The 19372-nt window shown below is 59.0% G+C and carries 17 protein-coding genes; 15 read left to right on the forward strand and 2 right to left on the reverse strand.

Going from position 1 to position 19372, the window contains the following annotated elements; translation table 11 throughout:
* The first annotated feature begins 141 nt into the window (after positions 1 to 141).
* Positions 142 to 1011, forward strand: coding sequence for a sugar phosphate isomerase/epimerase family protein (locus tag AC50YL_RS24800; RefSeq protein WP_494835498.1), 870 nt, complete (start codon positions 142 to 144; stop codon positions 1009 to 1011).
* Positions 1012 to 2154: 1143 nt separating this feature from the next.
* Here the strand turns inward: AC50YL_RS24800 and AC50YL_RS24805 are convergent.
* Positions 2155 to 3180, reverse strand: a complete 1026-nt coding sequence (locus AC50YL_RS24805; protein ID WP_494835500.1) for a LacI family DNA-binding transcriptional regulator — start codon at positions 3178 to 3180, stop codon at positions 2155 to 2157.
* Between the two features lie 331 nt (positions 3181 to 3511).
* Between AC50YL_RS24805 and AC50YL_RS24810 the strand changes: the two genes are divergently transcribed.
* The 9 genes from AC50YL_RS24810 (at position 3512) to AC50YL_RS24850 (ending at position 11140) form a co-directional block, all read left to right on the forward strand.
* Complete coding sequence (locus AC50YL_RS24810) at positions 3512 to 4855, forward strand: extracellular solute-binding protein (RefSeq protein ID WP_494835502.1); 1344 nt, start codon at positions 3512 to 3514, stop codon at positions 4853 to 4855.
* Between the two features lie 15 nt (positions 4856 to 4870).
* Positions 4871 to 5746 (forward strand): carbohydrate ABC transporter permease, encoded by an 876-nt coding sequence (locus AC50YL_RS24815; protein ID WP_494835504.1) that lies wholly within the window; start codon positions 4871 to 4873, stop codon positions 5744 to 5746.
* Positions 5733 to 6572, forward strand: a complete 840-nt coding sequence (locus AC50YL_RS24820) for a carbohydrate ABC transporter permease (protein ID WP_494835506.1) — start codon at positions 5733 to 5735, stop codon at positions 6570 to 6572. Before AC50YL_RS24815 ends, AC50YL_RS24820 begins: the two co-directional genes overlap by 14 nt.
* A gap of 43 nt (positions 6573 to 6615) precedes the next feature.
* Positions 6616 to 7563, forward strand: a complete 948-nt coding sequence (locus AC50YL_RS24825; protein ID WP_494835508.1) for an MTP-1 family protein — start codon at positions 6616 to 6618, stop codon at positions 7561 to 7563.
* A gap of 88 nt (positions 7564 to 7651) precedes the next feature.
* Positions 7652 to 8713 carry a BtaManbiosPhlase gene (locus tag AC50YL_RS24830; RefSeq protein WP_494835509.1) on the forward strand — a complete coding sequence of 354 codons (1062 nt, stop codon included), beginning with the start codon at positions 7652 to 7654 and terminating at the stop codon, positions 8711 to 8713.
* A gap of 281 nt (positions 8714 to 8994) precedes the next feature.
* The gene (locus AC50YL_RS24835) at positions 8995 to 9453 is read left to right on the forward strand and encodes a MarR family winged helix-turn-helix transcriptional regulator (RefSeq protein WP_494835511.1); all 459 of its coding nucleotides are present in this window, start codon (positions 8995 to 8997) and stop codon (positions 9451 to 9453) included.
* A gap of 6 nt (positions 9454 to 9459) precedes the next feature.
* Complete coding sequence (locus AC50YL_RS24840; protein WP_494835513.1) at positions 9460 to 10239, forward strand: pirin family protein; 780 nt, start codon at positions 9460 to 9462, stop codon at positions 10237 to 10239.
* Positions 10240 to 10405: 166 nt separating this feature from the next.
* Entirely contained in the window at positions 10406 to 10747 is a 342-nt protein-coding gene (locus AC50YL_RS24845) for a hypothetical protein (RefSeq protein WP_494835514.1), read from the forward strand.
* A 183-nt stretch (positions 10748 to 10930) separates the two neighbouring features.
* Entirely contained in the window at positions 10931 to 11140 is a 210-nt protein-coding gene (locus AC50YL_RS24850) for a hypothetical protein (RefSeq protein ID WP_494835515.1), read from the forward strand.
* A gap of 417 nt (positions 11141 to 11557) precedes the next feature.
* Here the strand turns inward: AC50YL_RS24850 and AC50YL_RS24855 are convergent, their stop codons facing one another.
* On the reverse strand, positions 11558 to 11809 hold the full coding sequence (locus tag AC50YL_RS24855) for a hypothetical protein (protein ID WP_494835517.1): 252 nt from the start codon (positions 11807 to 11809) through the stop codon (positions 11558 to 11560).
* A 166-nt stretch (positions 11810 to 11975) separates the two neighbouring features.
* On the opposite strand from AC50YL_RS24855, the gene AC50YL_RS24860 reads away from it, so the two are divergent.
* The 5 genes from AC50YL_RS24860 (at position 11976) to AC50YL_RS24880 (ending at position 19248) form a co-directional block, all read left to right on the forward strand.
* The gene (locus AC50YL_RS24860) at positions 11976 to 12869 is read left to right on the forward strand and encodes an ABC transporter permease (protein WP_494835519.1); all 894 of its coding nucleotides are present in this window, start codon (positions 11976 to 11978) and stop codon (positions 12867 to 12869) included.
* A gap of 3 nt (positions 12870 to 12872) precedes the next feature.
* Positions 12873 to 13769: a carbohydrate ABC transporter permease gene (locus AC50YL_RS24865; protein WP_494835520.1), complete on the forward strand. Its 897-nt coding sequence runs from the start codon at positions 12873 to 12875 to the stop codon at positions 13767 to 13769.
* An 85-nt stretch (positions 13770 to 13854) separates the two neighbouring features.
* Positions 13855 to 15567 carry a type 2 periplasmic-binding domain-containing protein gene (locus tag AC50YL_RS24870; RefSeq protein ID WP_494835521.1) on the forward strand — a complete coding sequence of 571 codons (1713 nt, stop codon included), beginning with the start codon at positions 13855 to 13857 and terminating at the stop codon, positions 15565 to 15567.
* A 280-nt stretch (positions 15568 to 15847) separates the two neighbouring features.
* Positions 15848 to 17656 (forward strand): sensor histidine kinase, encoded by a 1809-nt coding sequence (locus AC50YL_RS24875; protein ID WP_494835522.1) that lies wholly within the window; start codon positions 15848 to 15850, stop codon positions 17654 to 17656.
* Positions 17656 to 19248 (forward strand): response regulator, encoded by a 1593-nt coding sequence (locus AC50YL_RS24880; RefSeq protein ID WP_494835524.1) that lies wholly within the window; start codon positions 17656 to 17658, stop codon positions 19246 to 19248. Before AC50YL_RS24875 ends, AC50YL_RS24880 begins: the two co-directional genes overlap by 1 nt.
* Positions 19249 to 19372 lie beyond the last annotated feature (124 nt).

The following is a 19372-nucleotide window of genomic DNA, read 5'->3' on the forward strand; positions in this document are numbered from 1 at the left end:
GCGTTTTCCGCGTACTGTAAGATTCCGCCAAGGCGCAATTTTCCTGTCGAAATATTCTATAATCAAGGAGTCATCCTAGACGAACCGGCTCTTATCTTCTTGCGGCATACGACACTTCAATATCGAGGAGGAACAAGCGGCATGAATGTCAAACTGGGGATGCGAATTCCGCCCAAAATCGGCGCGGAAGGCATCGAGAAAACCGCGCAGTGGGCGGCAAGCGTCGGACTGGAAGTATTGGATATCCCGAGACTGACGCCGGAATGGAAAACGGCCTGCGAGTCGGCCGGTCTCGGCATCGGATCCGTCGACGCGAAGCATACCGCGCAGCTGCTCAGCCGGGAGGAAGCCCGCCGCGCGGACGCGGTTGAGGCGACGAAGCGGGAAATGACGGAGATCGCGGCGCAGGGCGGACGCGTGCTGTTCATGTGCCTGGTTCCGGAAGACCGGACGCTGCCGCGCAGCGAAGGCTTCGCGATCTGGAAAGAGACCTTCCCGGAGATCGTCCGGCATGCGGAGCAGCAGGGGATCTACATCGCGATCGAAGGCTGGCCTGGTCCGGCCCCGCATTATCCGACGCTCGGCTGCACGCCCGAGATGTGGCGGGCGATGTTCGAGGCGATTCCGTCGAAGCACTTCGGCTTGAACTACGATCCTTCCCACCTGGTTCGTCTCGGCATCGATTACATCCGGGCGCTGACCGAATTCGGCGAGCGCGTCAATCACGTCCATGGCAAGGATACGGAGATCCTGCATGACGAGCTGTACGAATGCGGCGTGCTGGAGTCGACCTTCGGCGCGAAATACGGGTTCTCCGAAGGCTCGTGGCGCTATACGATTCCCGGCCACGGCGACGTCGAATGGGGCAAAGTAGCCGTTCGCCTGGACCGTCTCGGCTATTCGGGCGCGGTCAGCATCGAGCTGGAGGATCACCGCTTCTGGGGCTCGCTCGAAGCGGAGCGCGAAGGCATCGTGAAGGCCGCGGCGCATCTGGCGACGTATTTCAAATAAACGGGCTCGGCTTGGTCGGGCTCGGCATGACCGGAAAGGAGCTGCCTCGCAGTCATCTACGGATGATCGCGGGACAGCTCCTTTTTGGCATGTTGGCATTGTTGGCATGCGGATTGGGATGAAATTCGGATGCGAATCGGCATGGAATTTCGGATGCGGATCCGCGAGAAGGCCGTTCTTCCGGCAAATTGCTGCAAAACTGCATGATTTTTACAACCGCTGCCCTAAATAGAAGGCAATTCCTGCAAATCTGCAGGATTCTTGCGCATTCCCGCGACTACGCGATGGGAAACGGCGGATTTCCTGCATTTTAGCAGCAATTCGGCTGAGTACTCCATAATTGCGAGACAATCCTGCACTTTTGCAGCATTTACCGAGGCGAGACCTCTGAATAGGTCGCTCAAGCAGCATAGGCGGCAGTTCTGCACCAAGGGCGTATCATCGAATCGCAGACGCAGAGACAACAATATGGCATGCGCCGTCAACGTTTCACCGGCAATGCCAGTAAATTTCGCGCATGCATGGGCACTGGCGGCGAATCGCCGCACCATGGACGCGCTAGGGTCTTGCACCGTTAGCGCTTTTCCGGCGCTGCTAGCGTAAATCAACCAACGGCGCATTGCCGCGCCATAGACGCGCTAAGGCCTTGCACCGTTAGCGCCTATCCGGCATTGCTAGCGTAAATCGCACCAACGTCGCATCGCCGCATCATGGACGCGCTAGGGTCTTGCACCGTTAGCGCCTATCCGGCATTGCTAGCGTAAATCGCACCAACGTCGCATCGCCGCACCACGCACGTACTAAGGCCTTGCGCCGTTAGCGCCTTTCCGGCGCTGCTAGCGTAAATCGCACCAACGTCGTATCGCTGCACCATGGACACGCTAACGCCTTGCGCTGTTAGCGTCTACCCGACATCGCTCGCATCAAAACGCAGCATCGGCCCATCTCCGCACAGTAGACGCCATAACGCGTTCCGCCGTTAGCGCCTATCCGGCGCCGCCCGCGTCAAAGCGCACCAGCGGCGATCGCCGCACCACGCACGCGCTAAGGCCTTGCGCCGTTAACGATTCCGGCGCACCGCCCGCGTCAAAAACACGCCAGCGGCGATCGCCGCACCATAAACGCGCTAACGCCTTGCGCCGTTCAACCCCGCTCCGGCGCGGGCCCCGTCGAGGCGCGCACCAGCAGCGTCGTCGGGAGCAGCGTTTCCGTCAGCGGGAGGTCGGGCTTGTCCAAGCGGCTCAGCAAGCGTTCGACGGCGCATTCCGCGTAGAGCGGGCGGTTGACGTTCACCGTCGTCGTCGGAGGCGTCGCGAGCTGGGACAGATAGCCGTTGTCGAAGCTCACGATGGAGACGTCCTCGGGTACGCGCAGGCCCATCTGCTGCAGCGCGGAATTCACCATGAAGCCGAAGCCGTCGTTGACGCAGAACCAGGCCGTCGGCAGCGAAGGCAGCCTTTTCAGCCGGGAACGGACGCATTCGCTGTCTTCGACGGCATCCGTGATCAGCCACTGCTCCTGCAAAGACAGATCGAGCTCGAACGCCGCAAGCCGCACGCCCTCCAGCCGTTCGTAATAGCTCGGCGACAAGCGGATGTTGCCGATGTAGCCGATGTCGCGGTGGCCGAGCTCGGCGAGATGCCGGACGGCTTCGAAGGCGCTGAACCGGTTGTTGGTCAGAATCGTATCGGCTTGGAGCGCCGGATGATGATGGTCGATCAGAACGGCGGGAATGCCGGTGTCGAGCACTGCTTGGATGTAAGGAGTCGTGATATGGGACAAGACCAGCACGCCGTCGACGGACCGGTCCTGCAGGAACGCGGGCAGGATCAGCGACTCCGCCTGGTCGGGGCTGATGGATTGTATGACGAGACCGCAGCCGTTGCGGTTCAATTCTTTGTCGATGCTCAAATAAATATCGCTGAAAAAGCTTTTCATGGAAAAAGCATAATCCGAGGCGATGAGGGCAATCGTACGTTTGGATGCCGCGCTCTCGGCTTGGTCGCCTTGCCGTTTGGCGTAGGTGTACCCCATATCGGACGCCGTCTGCATGACGAGGCGCCGCGTTTCCTCGCTGACGCCGGGTTTTCCGGTCAATGCTTGGGAAACGGAGTTTTTGGACAGATTAAGCTTGTCGGCCACATCCTGCATCGTCACTTTCGTTTTCAATCGAATAACCTCCGTTGCCGGTCCGCTTCCGATAGGATCGGAGCTGCACCGTTCATCTATCATTGTTCCCAATTTCATAAGGCGTTGTCAAGGGGGCCGCTTCGGTTCGGCTGTTGGAAATCGAAGGAGTGTCGTTATTTTGTAACGTTACAATATTATATTATTGACATTACTTAAGAGACTTTAAAACGGTTTCATTAAAATTTGTCACTTGACTATAATAATTACTCGGAGCATAATTAGAACCGTTCTCACGTTACGTGTTAGGTCGGAATCAGATGATTTTTTTATGGCTTCCTCATTACAATCTCACGATGGAGGGTTAAGTGAAATGAAAAAGAGAAATTCGGCTTTATCGGTGGTTGCGCTTTCAGCTGTGCTGCTTTCCGCCTGTTCGACCGGCCAAGGGACGGCAACGAACGACAACGCCAACACCGGAGGCTCCAATGCGGGCGGCGGCGTGACGACGATCGAATTCTGGGCGGCGCCGAACCCGACGCAGCAGGCGTACTGGACGGAAATGGCCAAGGCGTACGAAGCCACCAACGATAAAGTCAAGATCAATGTAAGCGCGATTAAAGAATCCCCGACTTCGGAAGCGAGCATTCAAGCGGCGATCGCCGCGAAGAGCGCGCCGACGATCTCCGAGAACATCAACCGCGGCTTCGCGGCGCAATTGTCGGACAGCCAAGCGCTTGTCCCGCTCGACACGATCGCCGGATTTTCCGACGTGATCGCCGCGCGCGACATGACGAAGACGATCGAGCCTTGGAAATTCGCGGACGGCCATCAATACGTGCTGCCGATCTACTCCAACGCGATGCTGTTCGGCTGGCGCCTCGACACGCTGAAGGAACTCGGCTACAACGAACCGCCGAAGACCTACAGCGAAGTGCTGGAAGTGACCAAGAAGCTCAAAGCCAAGTACGGCGACAAGAAATACCTTTGGGCCAAAGCGGATCTTGCCGATCCGACGGCGTGGAAACGCTGGTTCGACTTCTATATGCTCTATGACGCGGCTTCCGCCGGCAACAAGTTCATTGAAGGCAGCTCCTTCACGGGCGACCAGAAAGCCGGCGAGAGCGTGCTGACGTTCGTCGACAGCCTGCGCAAAGAAAAAGGCATCCTGGCCCGCCAAGCGACGGATCCGTTCGAGAACGGCGTCGGCATCTTCACGGACGTGGGTCCATGGACGTTCTCCACGTGGGCGCAGAAATACCCGAACCTCAAATACAACGAGAATTACGCGCTGAGCATGCCGCCGGTACCGGACGGCGTCGATCCTGCGCAAAGCAAAACGTTCGCCGACACCAAAGGGCTCGTCATCTACGCGTCCGCAACGAAAGCGCAGCAAGAAGCCGCGGTCGGCTTCATGAAATGGGTGTACAGCGATGCCGCCAACGACGTGAAATGGTTCAAGGACACGAACCTGCCGCCGGCGCGCGACGACTTGTCGACCAACGAAGCGTTTAAACCGATTCTCGACGCGAGCCCGCAGCTGAAGCCTTACGCGGAGAACGTGCCGAATGCCGTGCCTCCGATGGATAACGCCAAGTACAACGATCTGCAGACGATTATCGGCACCGAGGCCTTCAACAAGGTCGTGAAAGGCGAGATCGCCCCTGCGGAAGGATGGGCAGCGATGAAGGCAGCATTGGAGAAAGCCCTGAAATAAGGGAGGATCCGAAAAATGGACCAACGAAACAATAGACTGGGCTGGCTCTTCACCAGCCCTTATCTTATCTACTCGCTCGTGTTCTTCTTCATTCCGCTCTTCTGGACGCTCTTCTTGTCCGTGACGGATTGGAACATGATCAAGCCGACGTTCAATTTCAAAGGCATCAGCAACTTCGCGGACGCGCTGCAATCGTCGAGCGTTCACGCGGCGTTCTGGAACACGTACAGGTTCATGCTCATCTTCGTGCCGATCGTGACGGCGCTCGCCGTCGGCGTCGCCGTGCTCGTTCACGGCTTGTCGCGGTTCAAGGGCTTGTTCCTGATCGGCTTCTTCCTGCCGTATCTGAGCTCCGGCGTCGTCTCGGCGCTGATCGTCAAAGGCCTGCTGTCGTACACGAGCCCGGTCAATACCGCGCTGCGGAGCATCGGCCTCGACATCGACTGGCTCGGCACGCCGTTCACGGCGCTCATGATCGTCGGCCTCATCTTGGCGTGGAAGTTCACGGGCTATTACGCGCTCATCATCACGTCCGGCCTCGAGAGCATCGACAAGGAAGTGTACGAAGCGGCCGCCATCGACGGGGTCAAGGACAGCCAGCGGTTCTGGCGCATCACGCTTCCGCTGCTCTACCCGTCGCTCTATACGACGCTGATCCTCGCGTTCGGCGTGACCTTCGGGATCTTCACCGAGGTGTACCAGCTGACCGGCGGCGGACCGGGCAACGCCACGAACACGTGGCAGATGGAGATTTTCAAGCAGGCGTTCTCGAACCTGCAAAGCGGATACGCGTCCGCGGTGGCCCTGCTGGCATCGGTCGCGACGTTCATCTCGATCTTCATCATCCGCAAATTACTGGAAGTTTGGGGGAAGCGCAATGGTTGGGTCTAAACGGCACAGCGGCGCAAGACGGACCGTCCGTTACGCGCTTGCCATCGTGCTTCTGCTCATCATGGTCTATCCGTATCTGTACATGGTGCTCAGTTCGTTCGCGGATTGGGCGCAAATCGACAAGACGCTGTTCCCGACCAAGTTCACGACAAGATCGTACGATTGGCTGTTCAACGGCGGGGAGACCGGCATCACGCGGCCTTGGCTGCATGCGTTCATGAACAGCGTGATCGTGTCGATCTGCTCGACGGTGCTGATGATGCTCTTCGGCATCATGGTCGCCTACGCGCTTGCGAAGCTGAACTTCTTCGGCCGCAACGCGATCAACAACTTCGTGTTGTTCCATATGTTCTTTCCGGCGATCATCCTGTTGATTCCGACATTCCTGATCATCCAGCGTGTCGGGCTGTACGATACGTATTTGGGCTTGATCTTGCCTAAAGCCGTCAGCCTGTGGGCGATCTTCATGTATACGAATTTCTTCAAGGCGGTGCCGCAGGTGTTCATCGAGGCGGCCAGGCTGGACGGCGCTTCCGATCTGAAAATCATGTACCGCATCATGCTGCCGATGTCGAAGTCGATCACGACCGTCATCTTCCTGTTCCTGCTGATGGAACGCTGGACGGAGCTGCTGTGGGACATGATCGCCGTCAAGAGCGATTCCATGCTTACGCTGAACGTGCTGCTGTCGCAGATGTTCGGGCCTTACGGCTCCTTTCCGGGACCGCTGTATGCCGCTTCGACGATCCTGACGCTGCCGATCATCATCATGTTCGTGTTCTTCAGCAAGCAGTTCAGGGAAGGCATGCAGTTTAATTTGAAATAACCGTCAGGTTGAAATAAAAGCAGTCGAGTGGGGAGAGAGCAGAATGGCTTCAGGATTGGGCAATAGCATGCAGCCGCAGGCTTGCGGGGAACTGCTGGCGGCTTACCGCGCTTCCGGCGCGCGCGCCGAACGGGCGGAACGGATCGTATTCGCCGGCGTCGGCAGCAAGGATGTCTATAATATCGCGGCGCCGTTCACGGACGGCGGCGTGCCGGTCATCGCGGGACGCGTGGAATCCCGGGACAGCGAGCATGCCGAGGTCGTCTTCTTCGCCGAGCGCGAAGGAACGTGGCTGCCCCTCGAGGGCGCGCCGGTGCTGGAGCTTCAGGATCCGTTCCATACGCGGATCGGCGGCGAGCTGATCGTCGGCGGCGTGGAGATCTATCCGCATCCCGTGAAGGAGAACGCGCTCATGTGGCGCACCGTCTTCTATCGCGGGCAGGACGTTCGCAGCCTGAAGCCGTTCTTCCGCGGGCCGGACGGCATGAAAGACCTTCGCTTGATCGAGCTCGCGGACGGCGATATCGGGGTGTTCACGCGGCCGCAAGGCGAGAAGGGCGGCCGCGGCAAGGTCGGCTATACCCGCGTGAAATCGCTGGACGATCTGACTCTCGCCGCGATCAACGAAGCTCCGCTGCTGCAAGGCCAGTTCGCGGAAGGCGAATGGGGCGGTGCCAACGAAGCCCATCGGCTGGTCGACGGCCGCGTCGGCGTGCTTGGCCATGTCGCGAGCTTCGACGAGGCGGGCGACCGTCATTACTATCCGATGGCGTTCGTGTTCGACCCGTCGGACGAATCGTTCACGCCGATGAAGCTGATCGCCGAGCGCAGCCGGTTCCTGCCGGGCCCGTCCAAGCGGCCCGATCTGCAGGACGTCGTCTTCAGCGGCGGATTGGTTCGCCAGGAGGACGGCAGCGCCGTACTGTACGCGGGCATCAGCGACGCGGACGCGCAGCGGATCGTCATCGAGGATCCATTTCGAGGGCTATAGTCCTTACGGGCCGCATCACCTGAGACGCGGCAGTTTACACGAAACCATACTGAATAGATAAATAGAGCAAAACAGAGGAGTTAACGCCATGAATATTTACCGCTATGAAGAGAACCCGTTGGTCACCCCGGCGGACGTGAAGCCGCACCGCGACGATTTCGAAGTCATCGGCGCGTTCAACGCCGGCATCGCGGAGTATAAGGGCGAAGTCATCATGCTGCTTCGCGTCGCGGAGCGTCCGATCAGCCCCGATCCCGAGATCGTGCTGGCGCCGGTATTCAACGTGGAGACGGGCGGCCTCGATCTCATTCCGATTCGCAAGGACGACGATCGCTACGACCTGTCGGACCCGCGCGTCATCATCCTGAAGGAGCATGCGCCGGCGTTCCAATACTTGACGTCGCTGTCATACCTGCGCATCGCGCGCAGCAAGGACGGCCATAACTTCACGATCGACGAGAAGCCGTTCGTGTATCCGTCCCAGTCGCTCGAGACGTTCGGCATCGAGGATCCGCGCATCACCCAGATCGGGGATACGTATTACATTTACTTCTCCGCGGTGTCGCCGGTCGGCATCGGCGAATCGCTCGTCTCGACGAAGGATTTCGCGACGACGACGCATCACGGAATGATTTTCGGGCCGGACAACAAGGACGTGCTGATCTTCCCGGAACGGATCAACGGGAAATATTACGCGCTTCACCGTCCGACGACCAAGAGCGTCGGCCGTCCGGAGATGTGGATCGCCGAGTCCGACAACTTGCTCTACTGGGGCAACCACAAGCATCTGATCGGCCTGCGCGACGGCATGTGGGATAGCGGCCGCCTGGGCGGCGGCGCGGTTCCGTTCCGGACGGAGCGCGGCTGGCTGGAATTGTACCACGGCGCGACCAAGGACAACCGCTACTGCATGGGCGCGGTGCTGCTCGACCTGAACGACCCGTCGAAGGTCATCGCGCGTTCGGTGAAGCCGGTCATGGAGCCGGAAGCCGATTATGAGGCGAACGGCTTCTTCGGAGGCGTCGTCTTCTCGTGCGGCGCGCTCGTGGACGGCGACCGGGTGCGGATGTACTACGGCGCCGCGGACACGTCGATGGCGTGCGCGGAGCTGAGCCTGCAGGAGATTTTGGACGGCCTCGAGGCCGTATAATTCTGGATTCGAATACACGAATCGAATAGTTGAAATAGCAAGCGATAGAGCAGCAGCCGACCGGGACGCAACGTCCGGGTCGGCTGCTTTTTCGTAGCTCGGAGTACGTGCTGGCGCGGCGCGAAGGCGCGGAAAGGATTTCATCAAAACCTTTGACAAATAAATATCCTAGTGTTAGGATTAATTTATCCTAAATGTAGGACATCTAAACTTAGCATAGTTGGTGCGGCCATCCGCCGGCCGTAACGCGATAGATCGAAGCATGAAGGAGGGAGCGGACGATGACGGAGGGCAAGGACCCAAGCGAGATCGACCTGCGGTTGTTCCGGATCTGGTTGAAGGCGTCCCGCTCGGTGTTCGGCAGAGCGAATACGGACATCGAAAGCCGCGGCATCCGCACGGAGCATTTCATGATTCTCGAGCTGCTGTACAACACGGGGCCGCAGCCGGTCCAGCGCATCAGCGAACGGCTGTCGATCCCGAGCGGAAGCATCACGTACGTCGTCGATAAGCTGGAAGAGAAAGGGCTCGTGCGCCGGCAGCCGAGCCAGACGGACCGCAGAGGCATGACCGTGCTGCTGTCGGAGGCGGGCGAGACGCTGTTTAACGATATTTTCCCGCAGCATGCGGCGCTCATCTCGCGCCTGTTGTCTGCCGCGACGGACGAGGAGAAACGCGTGCTGGCAGAGTTGTTGAAGAAGATCGGCTTGGACGCCGAATCCATGGCAGGAAAGGAATGATTCATCATGACGATTAAGATTTATTCGCCGGACCAACAGGTGAGCGAGGTATTCCCCGGAGGCAGCATCCGCGTGCAGAAGCCGATCGGGTTCCCGCATCAGGATTCCGTCGTGCGCCGCGTCGGTCCGCTGTTTTATTGGTCCTGGGCGCACACGGAGAAGGAGGGCGGAATCGGGCTTCACCCGCACGAAGGGTTCGAGATCATGTCGTACGTCTTGAACGGAAAGCTGGTTCACGGCGATACGCTCGGAACCGAGAGCGCCGTGGGCCAAGGCGGCGCGCAGGTCATGCAGACCGGCTCCGGCGTCTCCCATCAGGAGAAGTTTTTCGGTCCGGACGGGGAGGCCTTCCAGATCTGGCTGGAGCCGCATTTGAGCGAATCGCTGAAGCGTCCGCCGACCTACGCCGACTATCGGCACGAAGACTTCCCGTTGTCGTCGCCCGCGCCGGGCGTAAGCGTGAAGACGATCCTCGGCGGGGAATCCCCGATCAAGCTCGTGACGGATGCGAAGATGTGGGACATTACGGTGGAACCGGGCAATTCGTACGCCTATGAATTGGCCGCGGGTTATTCCTGGGCGGCGCTCGCGATCAGAGGCGACGGTACTTGGGAACCGGCTGCCGGCGACGGCGAACCGGTCGCATTCCGGCATAAGGACTTCAGCGTGATCGAGACGCCTGCGGGCGGCAAACGGTTCACGCTCCGCGCGGGAGCGGAACAGGCGCTCCGAATGGCCGTGATCGAAGTGCCGGCCAAGGTCGATTATCCGCTTTACCGCAAATAAGTCGAATACGCCTATTCGCTTAAGTAGGAAGGCGGCTGCTCCGGAAGGGGCGGTCGCCTTTTTGGGATGAGCATGGCGGTATTCCTTTTTGCCCGTGGCGAGCCGATAACTAATGGCAGGAAGAAGATCGAGGTTCGAAATACTTACTTGCTGGATGGTGCCGCCAATGAAAGTTATCACATTCGTCATGAATCTCGTATTTTACGCCGTTATCTTCATGGTGTACTGGTTGCAATGTTCGACATGGCTAACCGTCGGCGTCTCGCAATGCCTCTCGCGCGTCTTTCATTATCATCTGCCGGACGACAAAGCATCGCTTTACTTCAAATCCTTGATTTGGATAGCGGCCGCGGCTGCCATTGGCATCTGTTTCTTCCTCAGGTGGGCCAGAAAGAAGCATCCGCTGCTATTTAAGCTGTTGTTCGTTCTCCATGCGACGATGCTTCTTTATTCGATCTCGACCGTGATGAAAATCGATGAGCCGATCATCATACGCACGGATGAATGAGTAGAAGAGCCTTGGGACGTTTGCTGCGTAACCGGGGCTCTATTTTCAATTATTCTCTTTTTTGAATTCAAGGACGATTTTCTCGTCGCTACGTGGCAAGCCCATGTCGACTATGGCTCCGGAAGCTCCGGGGACGCGGTCGATCTATGGCCGACCGATAAGCTGAAGGATCAAACCGGCGTCATGCCGAAGCTGAACAAACGGTTCGTATTCCGTTACTCCAGCATGCACGGGGACAGCAATTTCGATCGCAGCGGCATCATCGGATTAGACGGCAGCGTTGTCGAGACCGGCAATCGGCACGCTTTCGGCGGGGACATAGACAGCGCGGCGGGGACGGTTTCGTTGACCCTGCCGGGGGAGTTTCGGCACGAGGCAGGCAGCTCCCGCTAATATCGGATTCGACTATTGAGCCGGGTTTTTGCAGGCATCGGCCCTAAGCGGAGCGGATGTCGAAGAACGGCGCGCTGCCTGAACGACGCTGAACGGCGGCAAGCGGGAACGCCATTAGTAAGTCGTGCGCCGACGGAATTTATTCGGCTATCGCCTGTTGAGAAAGAAGCTGTCCTGAACGTCATGTTGAATGACGGCGCGGATAGCTTCTTTTTTGTTAGGGTCTAAGAAAATTCCGGCGAATATGCATCAATAATCAGTACAATGATCCTGTTGCAGTGAATATGATGCAAATCTGCAGCAATTTCCTTCCTCTACGCGTCAATAGAAGCCATTGCCTTGAAATTGCTGCTGAATTGCATGAATTCTTGCTCAAGGGATGACGAGCGGAGAATTTCATGCATTTTCGCAGCATTTTTAGCCTAGTCTCCGCCGAGTCGCAAAGCTTGCGTCCGCCAGTCGCGAAGCTTGCCCCGCCGAGTCGCGCAGCCTGTCTCCGCCGAGTCGCAAAGCTTGCGTCCGCCAGTCGCGAAGCTTGCCCCGCCGAGTCGCGCAGCCTGTCTCCGCCAAGTCGCGAAGCTCACCTCCGCCGAGTCGCGCAGCCTGCGTCCGCCAATCGCGCAGCCTGTCTCCGCCTAGCCGTCCCAAGGCGCACCGAGACAACGCCATTTGAAACAACCCCCTCTTTTTTCACGCATCCCCGTCCATGAAAAGCGTTTTCATAACCCCGACCCTCCGCCCGCCCAATCCTCTAATCATTGCGATAGAAATCCAATCGTTGTGTTCTAGTGCCGCCATTTCCCTGTCCGTATAATTAGCGTACAGAGGTGATCGCATGCTCGAGAGACTGGCAAAATACCGCCACCAGTACATTATGATCGCACCGGCCGTGATCCTGTTGCTGCTGTTCAGCTACATTCCGATGGCCGGCATTCAAGTCGCGTTCAAGAACTTCCACATCGGCTACACGATCTGGAACGCCCCGTGGACCGGGGTGGAAAATTTCGCTTTCCTGAAGGACGACCAATTCTGGATCGTGGTGAAGAATACGATCATCATCGCGGTTCTCAAATTCGTGTTCGGCTTCCCGGCCCCGATCATTCTGGCCTTGCTCATCAACGAAGTGAGGCACAGCGGGTTCAAGCGCTTCGTGCAATCCGTCAGCTACCTGCCGCATTTCTTCTCCTGGATCGTCGTGGCGTACATTTTGCAATCGCTGCTGACGCTCGACGGGGGACTGGTCAATCAAATCGTGACCAAGACGGGCCACGACCCGATCTTCTTCCTCGGCTCGACGGAATGGTTCCGCCCGATGATCGTGGCGAGCGGCCTGTGGAAGGAAGTCGGCTGGAATACGATCCTCTACCTGGCGGCCATTACGACCATCGACCCGCAGCTCTACGAAGCGGCGAAGGTCGAAGGCGCGGGCAGGCTGGCGCAGATCCGCCATATCACGCTGCCCGGCATCATGCCGACGATCTCCATCGTGCTCATCCTGAGCATGCCGAGCCTGATCGCGGTCGGGATGGATCAGATCTACCCGCTCATGAATCCGGCCAACCAGCCCGTCGCGGACGTCCTCGATACGTATATTTTGCGAAGCGGGCTCCAGCAAGGCTACTTCGGCATGGCGACGGCCGTCGGCCTGTTGTCCTCGGTTATCAGCTTGATCCTCGTGCTCATCACGAACCAGACGGCGCGCAAAATCAACGGGGAGGGGCTCTGGTAGGCTATGAAACGTTCGGCAGGCGACAAAGCGAGTCAGATCGTCATCATCGTGCTTCTATTGCTGTTATGCTTTACGGTCATCTATCCGTTCTTGTACATGCTGGCCATCTCCCTGAACGAAGGACGCGACGCGGCCAAAGGCGGCGTGTACCTGTGGCCGCGCCACTTCACGCTTTATAATTTCCGGATCGTGCTCGGCAACGAGATCATCCAGCATTCGTACTGGATCACGATCGCCCGGACGATCATCGGGACCATAGCAGGCTTGCTCGTTACGCTGCTGGCCGCGTTCGGCTTGTCGTACCGGGCCATGCCGATGCGGGGAACGATTCTCGGCTACGTGCTGCTCACGATGCTGTTCAGCGGCGGGTTGATCCCGTTCTATATCCAGCTGCACGACCTGCATTTGCTGAATTCGTTCTGGGTCTATATCGTGCCGAGCGCCTTCTCGGCGTGGAACATGTTCGTCATGATGAAGTTCATCCAGGGGATTCCCGAAGCGCTGATCGAATCGGCCGAGATGGACGGCGCCCATCCCTTCCGGATTCTCTGGTCCATCATCCTGCCGCTGTCCAAGCCGATGCTGGCCGCGCTCGGATTGTTCACCGGCGTCATGCACTGGAACGATTGGTTCGCGGGCGCGTTCTTCGTGTCGGACCAGAAGCTGATTCCGGTGCAGACATTCCTGCAGCAGCTGTTGTCCGCGCAGGACATCTCGGCGGTGCTCGGCTCCAACAACAACGTGGAAGCGCTGGCCCGGGGCTCGAGTCTGGCGAACGTCACGCTGATGTCGATCAAGATGGCGACCGTCATGGTGAGCGCGATTCCGATCCTGTGCGTGTATCCGTTCTTGCAGCGTTACTTCGTCAAAGGCGTGCTCATCGGTTCCGTCAAAGGGTAGGCGGAACCTGGTAAATCCGTCCAATTTACAGCGGGTGTACGGAAACACCATATATAATGGAGAGACAGAAAGGGGAACGCAACGCATGAATGTGCTCACGGCAAGAAAGGGCATGGCGCTCGGTCTGGCGGCCTTGATGCTCGGACTGACGGCTTGCTCCAGCGGCAACGACGGAGGGAACGCGGCAGCGAATACGCCCGCCGACGGAACGAACCAGACCGCGAACGCGCCGGCGAACGCCGGAGGTTCCGGAGATTCCGCCGGATCCAAGACGTTCAAGCTGTGGCTCGGCTGGACGGCGACGATCAATAACGACAGCATGGTGCAGAAGTATTGGAGAGAACACGAGCCGGGCATCGACGTGCAGCTGGAAGCGACGCAAGGCGACGCCATGACGGCGCTGAACCTGAAGCTGAACACTGGCGGTTTCGATGATGCAGCGTTGTTCAACCGCAGCGACATCGTCAATTCCTCGATGATCCGTTCGAGCAGCATCCTTCCGGTCGAGAAGTACTTCGACATGCCGGATCAATATCCGGGACTCGCTTCCATTCCGAAGCTGTACCTGGACGCGATGAAGGACAAAGACGGACATATCTGGTCGATCCCGACCTGGTTCGACCAGCATCCCGAAGATCCGTGGCCGGGCTGGGCGTCGGGTGGCTGGTTCGTGCGGAAGGACATCCTCGATAAGACCGGCATGAAGATGGACGATCTGAAAACGATCTCCGGCGTGGAAAATTACCTGAAGGCCGCGGCCCAGCAGAAGGACCCGTCCGGCAAGCCTTACATTCCGCTCAGCTTCCTGTCGGACGCGAGCGACGAGAACATCATCCTGAGCACGTTCGGCGTGTCGACCTCGACGGCCGGCGGCGTGATCCCCGTGGAGAAGAAGGATGACGGCAGCTATCAATTCATCTATGATAATCCGCAGTACAAAGCGGCCTACCAGTGGATGAACCAAATGTACCGCGAAGGCCTCATCGACGCCGAGGCGATCACGGACAAAGCGGAACGCTACAAGGAGAAGACCAAATCCGGTCGCATCGCGATGAATGTCGGCGGATTCTTCAACATGGACGCGCATATCTGGGAAATCCTGGACGGACCGACGGAGCCGGCTTGGTTCTACGAGACGATTCCGTATCCGCAGGTACCGGGCATCGACCATATCGGCGCGAACCAGATCGTCAACCCGTACCCGGGCAACGACCTGTACATCAGCAAGGACACGAAAAACCTCGACGCTATCCTCAAATTCGTGGATTACATGCTGACGCCGAAGGCGGAGCAGCAGCAGGTCGCGAACGAAGGCCCGGCAGGCGTGTTCTGGGATTGGGTGGATAAGCCGCTCGGCCTGTGGAAATTCACGGACGCCAATTACCAACAGCTTCACGATTCCGGCGACGCGGCCAAAATCGCGAGCACGAACCCGGCACTGTACGGCATCTCGTCCTACAGCAACGAGTGGTACCCGTGGTGGAACTACGCCGTGACCGATCCGAAGGGCCGGCAGAAGACGATCGATTTCACCGAAGCGATCGGCAAAATGGGCGGCGTCCGCGTCGCGCAGCCGTACGACATGGTGAAAGCGAAGCCGGGCGGCCTCTGGGAGAAATATTTGCCGGAGCTCGAGAACGTGCGCAAGGAATTCAAAGCGAAGCTGCTCATGGCGAAGGACGACAAAGCGTTCGAAGCGGCATGGAATGATTTCCAAGCCGCGCTCGAGAAACGCGCGCATTGGAGCGAGCTGAAGCAGGAGTGGAACGCCAGCTTGCAATCGGCTCCGAAAGCGTAAGACAGGCGCAGCGCGCCCATCCATGATGGAAGGCTTTGATTCGAAGCCGCGTTCAAAGCGCACGAATCGAGCGAGGCTAGGAATCAATGCCCGAAATCGCATGACTTGCCTGAACAAGGGGAGCCGTCACTATGACGGCTTCCCTTTCGGCACGATTACGGCGCCCGCCGCGGGGACGGCCTTCCTATTAACCGCCTTACGGCGCCTGCCGCTCGGACCGCTTTCCTATTAACCGCCTGCCGGGCGTATGATATACTCCGTTGAGAAAGGGGAGGGAGCCTTGCGACTGGGATTGCGACTGGACAAATGGATATTGGGCTTCACCCGGAGAATGAGCCTGCGCGGCAAAATCGTCGTGCTGTTCGTGATGATCCTGCTGCTGCCGACGCTCGTGCTGAGCAGCGGCGCCGTATACGGGGTCATCCGCAGCTTTCACCGCAGCTACGTGAACACGGCGGAGGAAGCAGTGCAGCAGACGGCGCAGATCGTCGATTTCAGCAAGAAGAGCTACGACCTGCTGGCGGTCCGCACGGCCACCGACGGCGAGCTGATCGCCCGGCTCGGGCGCGAATACGCGGACATGACCGAGGTCGTGGATACGGTCAATTACGTGGACAGGACCTTCCTGATCACGAGCAAATATTTGCCGGGGATCGCGGATTTCCGCATCTACCATACGAACGAGACGCTGGTACAGGACGGGCAGCTGCTCTGGCGTCCCGAAGAAGACCGCATGCTCTCCGGCATGAACGAGCGCGCCTGGTACGACGAGGCGAAGCAATCGCAAAGCCCGCTCTTCTGGAGCAGCGTCCCGGGCAATCCGAACCAAAGCGTCATCACGCGCAAGATCATCGACAACACCGGGAATCTGATCGGCATGGTTTACATTTTATTGAATTACAACGCCGTGTTCGGCGAGCTGCTGGATCATCCGTTCAACGACGGCAGCCTGTACGTCCTGGACGATGCCAAGCGGATTCTCGCCGCGACGGACCGCGCGGATATCGGCAAGCGCTTGCAATTGAAAGCCTGGCCGGACGGAAGCGCGCCTGCGGCCGCGTCGCCGGGGGACGGCCCCGTGGTGGATCTGACCGGGACGAAGGACATGCTGATGACCCAGCCCCTGTCGTCGCACTGGACGCTCGTGGCGCTGATGCGCACGAAGCATCTCGATAACCAGAACCGGACCGTGCTCATTCTGATCGTCGGCGTCATCACGTTCTTCCTCCTGCTCTCGCTGTCGCTCATGACGACGATCGTCCGCAATATCGTCCGGCGGATCCGCAAGCTGGGCACGCGCATGGCCGATCTCTCGCGCGGGGAATTCGAGGCGGCGGTCCGCTACAGCGAGAACGACGAGCTGGGCGAGCTGGAGAACCGGTTCAATTCCATGTCGGAGCGGCTCGGGAAGCTGGTCGAGGACATCACCAAGTCCGGCCTGGCGGAGAAGGAGCAGGCGTTCAAGGCGCTGCAGGCGCAGATCAATCCGCATTTTATCTACAATTCCCTCGGGCTGCTGCGCTGGCGGGCGATGGACGCGGACGATCAGGAGCAGATCCGGATCATCGACGCGCTGACGACCTTCTATCGGATTACCCTGAACAATCAAATCAGCGTCATCCGCATCCGCGACGAGCTCGAGCATGTCCGGGCTTACCTCGACATCTGCCAGTTCCGCTATCCGGGACGCGTGCGGGTCGAGTGGGAGATCGACGAGGATGCGCTGGATTTCTACACGATCAAGACCGTGCTGCAGCCGATCGTGGAGAACTGCTATCTGCACGGGGCGATTACCCGCAAGCCCGGCGCCGTGATCCGCATCGCGGTTAGCCGCGAAGGGAGCGTCATGCGCATGTCCGTCCATGACAACGGGCAGGGCATTCCGGCCGCCGTGCTTCGCGATATCGAACGGGGCGCGCATGTCGGCAAAGGCAGCGGCTTCGGAACGCCCAACATCAAAGAACGGCTTGCGCTGTATTTCGGCAGCGAAGCGGCGCTGACGATCGAGAGCGAGCCCGGCGCGTGGACGCGCGTGTCCATCGCGTTCCCGGCTTGCATCGCGGAGCCGACGATCAGGAGGGAAGCATAATGCTCAAGGTACTCATCGTGGACGACGAGCCTTCCAATATTCAAGGCCTCGTCCGTTATATCGATTGGCAGGGACTCGGGTACGACAAGCCGGCGACGATGGAATCCGGCGAGGAAGCGCTGGAGGAGCTGCGCGCCTCGTCCTACGACGTGCTCATCTCCGACGTCTCGATGCCGGGCATGAACGGCATCGAGCTGGTGGCGGAAGCGAAGAAGGAGCGCCCTCATATCCAGGTGCTGATGATCAGCGGCTACAATGAATTCGAGTTCGTGCAGGACGCGATCCATGTCGGCGCGCAGGCTTACGTGCTCAAACCGCTCAAGATGGAAGAGGTATCGAGCCGGCTCTCCGGCTTTCGGGAGACGCTGGAAAAGATGCGCAGCATCGTCGATCAGACGAGCGAGCTGGAGAAGAAGGTATCGGAGAGCCTGAAGCTCGTGAAGGAACGGTTCGTGAACGACCTGATCGCGGAAATTCCGCAGACGGACGACATGCTCGCTTCCTGGAACAGCCTCATGGCGCTGCCGGACGTCGCCGCCGGGTTCCGGATTCTGGTCTTCGGCCTGGATCATTTCCTGTCGCCCCGCCAAGAGGCCAAAGACAGAATCCTTCTTGGAAGCGGATTCAAGCAGACGATCGAGGTCGGTTTGTCCGGCGCGGAGCCGCTGTTCCTGGCGCAGATCACGCCGGACGAGGTCGTCGCCCTGCATTTCGGGCAGTCGCCGGAGGAGCGGGCCAAGGCCGAGAAGCGGCTGCCCTTCATCCAGAACATGATGCGCGAGCAATACGGCGCCACGGTAACCGTCGGCAGCGGCCGCTCGGGCAGCCGGTGGGAAGAGGTGCCGCTGCACTATAAAGAGATCAAGTTCATGATGGCCAAGGCGCGGCTGATCTCGGACGGGCAGATCGTCCGCCACGATTACATGGACCGGGGCGAATTCCAGGACTTCCGGCTGCGCGAGGAGTTCATGCCGACCATCGTGAAGCTAATGGAATCGGGGGACTCGGCGAAGGTCGGCGCGTACATGAACCGGATCCTCGACGTGCTGCTGGCCCAGGAGCCGGCTTCGTTCTCGTACGTGCAGGCGTTCGGCATGAGCTTCCTGAGCGAGCTGATCCGCAACCTCAAGTGGAAGGACGACGCGAACGGCGAAATGAACATTCTGATGTGGCGGCGGATGCTCGATTGCGGCAGCACCGGACAGATCATCGTGCTGCTGGTCGATTACGTGGACCGTTACATGACGATCGAGAAGAAAGAGAGCATGAACCAGCAGCATAATCTCATCAAGCGGATCGCGGCCTCCATCGAGGAACGACTGCAGGAGAATTGGACGGTCAAGCAGCTGGCGGAGGAATTCAACCTGAACGCGAGCTACCTCAGCGTGCTGTTCAAGCGGGAGATGGGCAAGACGATCTCGGAATTCGTCCAGGAGACCCGCATCGACCGGGCGCGCGAGCTGCTGAAGGATCCGGGCATCAAGATCTACGAGGTGGCGGACCGCGTCGGGATCCAAACCTCCGCTTATTTTACCTATCTGTTCAAGAAGCTGGTCGGCTGTACGCCCCAGGAGTATCGGGACTATCATTGACTTTAAGGGACTGACGCTTTAACGGCATGGTTCCGCCTATGGTAAACCGCTCTCGGAAAGTCGGCCATCCTCGGCGTATGGAGCCAACCTCGCCGGTCCGCCTCCGCGCAACGCAACGAACCCC

It is taken from the genome of Paenibacillus sp. J22P277, assembly GCF_059383675.1.

What these genes read in the sequence shown, in the direction of transcription:
- AC50YL_RS24850 (WP_494835515.1), top strand. Translation starts at nt 10,931, where the DNA reads ATGCCGAAGCTGAACAAACGGTTCGTATTCCGTTACTCCAGCATGCAC.
- AC50YL_RS24830 (WP_494835509.1), top strand. Translation starts at nt 7,652, where the DNA reads ATGAATATTTACCGCTATGAAGAGAACCCGTTGGTCACCCCGGCGGAC.
- AC50YL_RS24820 (WP_494835506.1), top strand. Translation starts at nt 5,733, where the DNA reads ATGGTTGGGTCTAAACGGCACAGCGGCGCAAGACGGACCGTCCGTTAC.
- AC50YL_RS24880 (WP_494835524.1), top strand. Translation starts at nt 17,656, where the DNA reads ATGCTCAAGGTACTCATCGTGGACGACGAGCCTTCCAATATTCAAGGC.
- AC50YL_RS24840 (WP_494835513.1), top strand. Translation starts at nt 9,460, where the DNA reads ATGACGATTAAGATTTATTCGCCGGACCAACAGGTGAGCGAGGTATTC.
- AC50YL_RS24800 (WP_494835498.1), top strand. Translation starts at nt 142, where the DNA reads ATGAATGTCAAACTGGGGATGCGAATTCCGCCCAAAATCGGCGCGGAA.
- AC50YL_RS24810 (WP_494835502.1), top strand. Translation starts at nt 3,512, where the DNA reads ATGAAAAAGAGAAATTCGGCTTTATCGGTGGTTGCGCTTTCAGCTGTG.
- AC50YL_RS24845 (WP_494835514.1), top strand. Translation starts at nt 10,406, where the DNA reads ATGAAAGTTATCACATTCGTCATGAATCTCGTATTTTACGCCGTTATC.
- AC50YL_RS24865 (WP_494835520.1), top strand. Translation starts at nt 12,873, where the DNA reads ATGAAACGTTCGGCAGGCGACAAAGCGAGTCAGATCGTCATCATCGTG.
- AC50YL_RS24855 (WP_494835517.1), bottom strand. Translation starts at nt 11,809, where the DNA reads ATGGCGTTGTCTCGGTGCGCCTTGGGACGGCTAGGCGGAGACAGGCTG.
- AC50YL_RS24825 (WP_494835508.1), top strand. Translation starts at nt 6,616, where the DNA reads ATGGCTTCAGGATTGGGCAATAGCATGCAGCCGCAGGCTTGCGGGGAA.
- AC50YL_RS24870 (WP_494835521.1), top strand. Translation starts at nt 13,855, where the DNA reads ATGAATGTGCTCACGGCAAGAAAGGGCATGGCGCTCGGTCTGGCGGCC.
- AC50YL_RS24860 (WP_494835519.1), top strand. Translation starts at nt 11,976, where the DNA reads ATGCTCGAGAGACTGGCAAAATACCGCCACCAGTACATTATGATCGCA.
- AC50YL_RS24815 (WP_494835504.1), top strand. Translation starts at nt 4,871, where the DNA reads ATGGACCAACGAAACAATAGACTGGGCTGGCTCTTCACCAGCCCTTAT.
- AC50YL_RS24835 (WP_494835511.1), top strand. Translation starts at nt 8,995, where the DNA reads ATGACGGAGGGCAAGGACCCAAGCGAGATCGACCTGCGGTTGTTCCGG.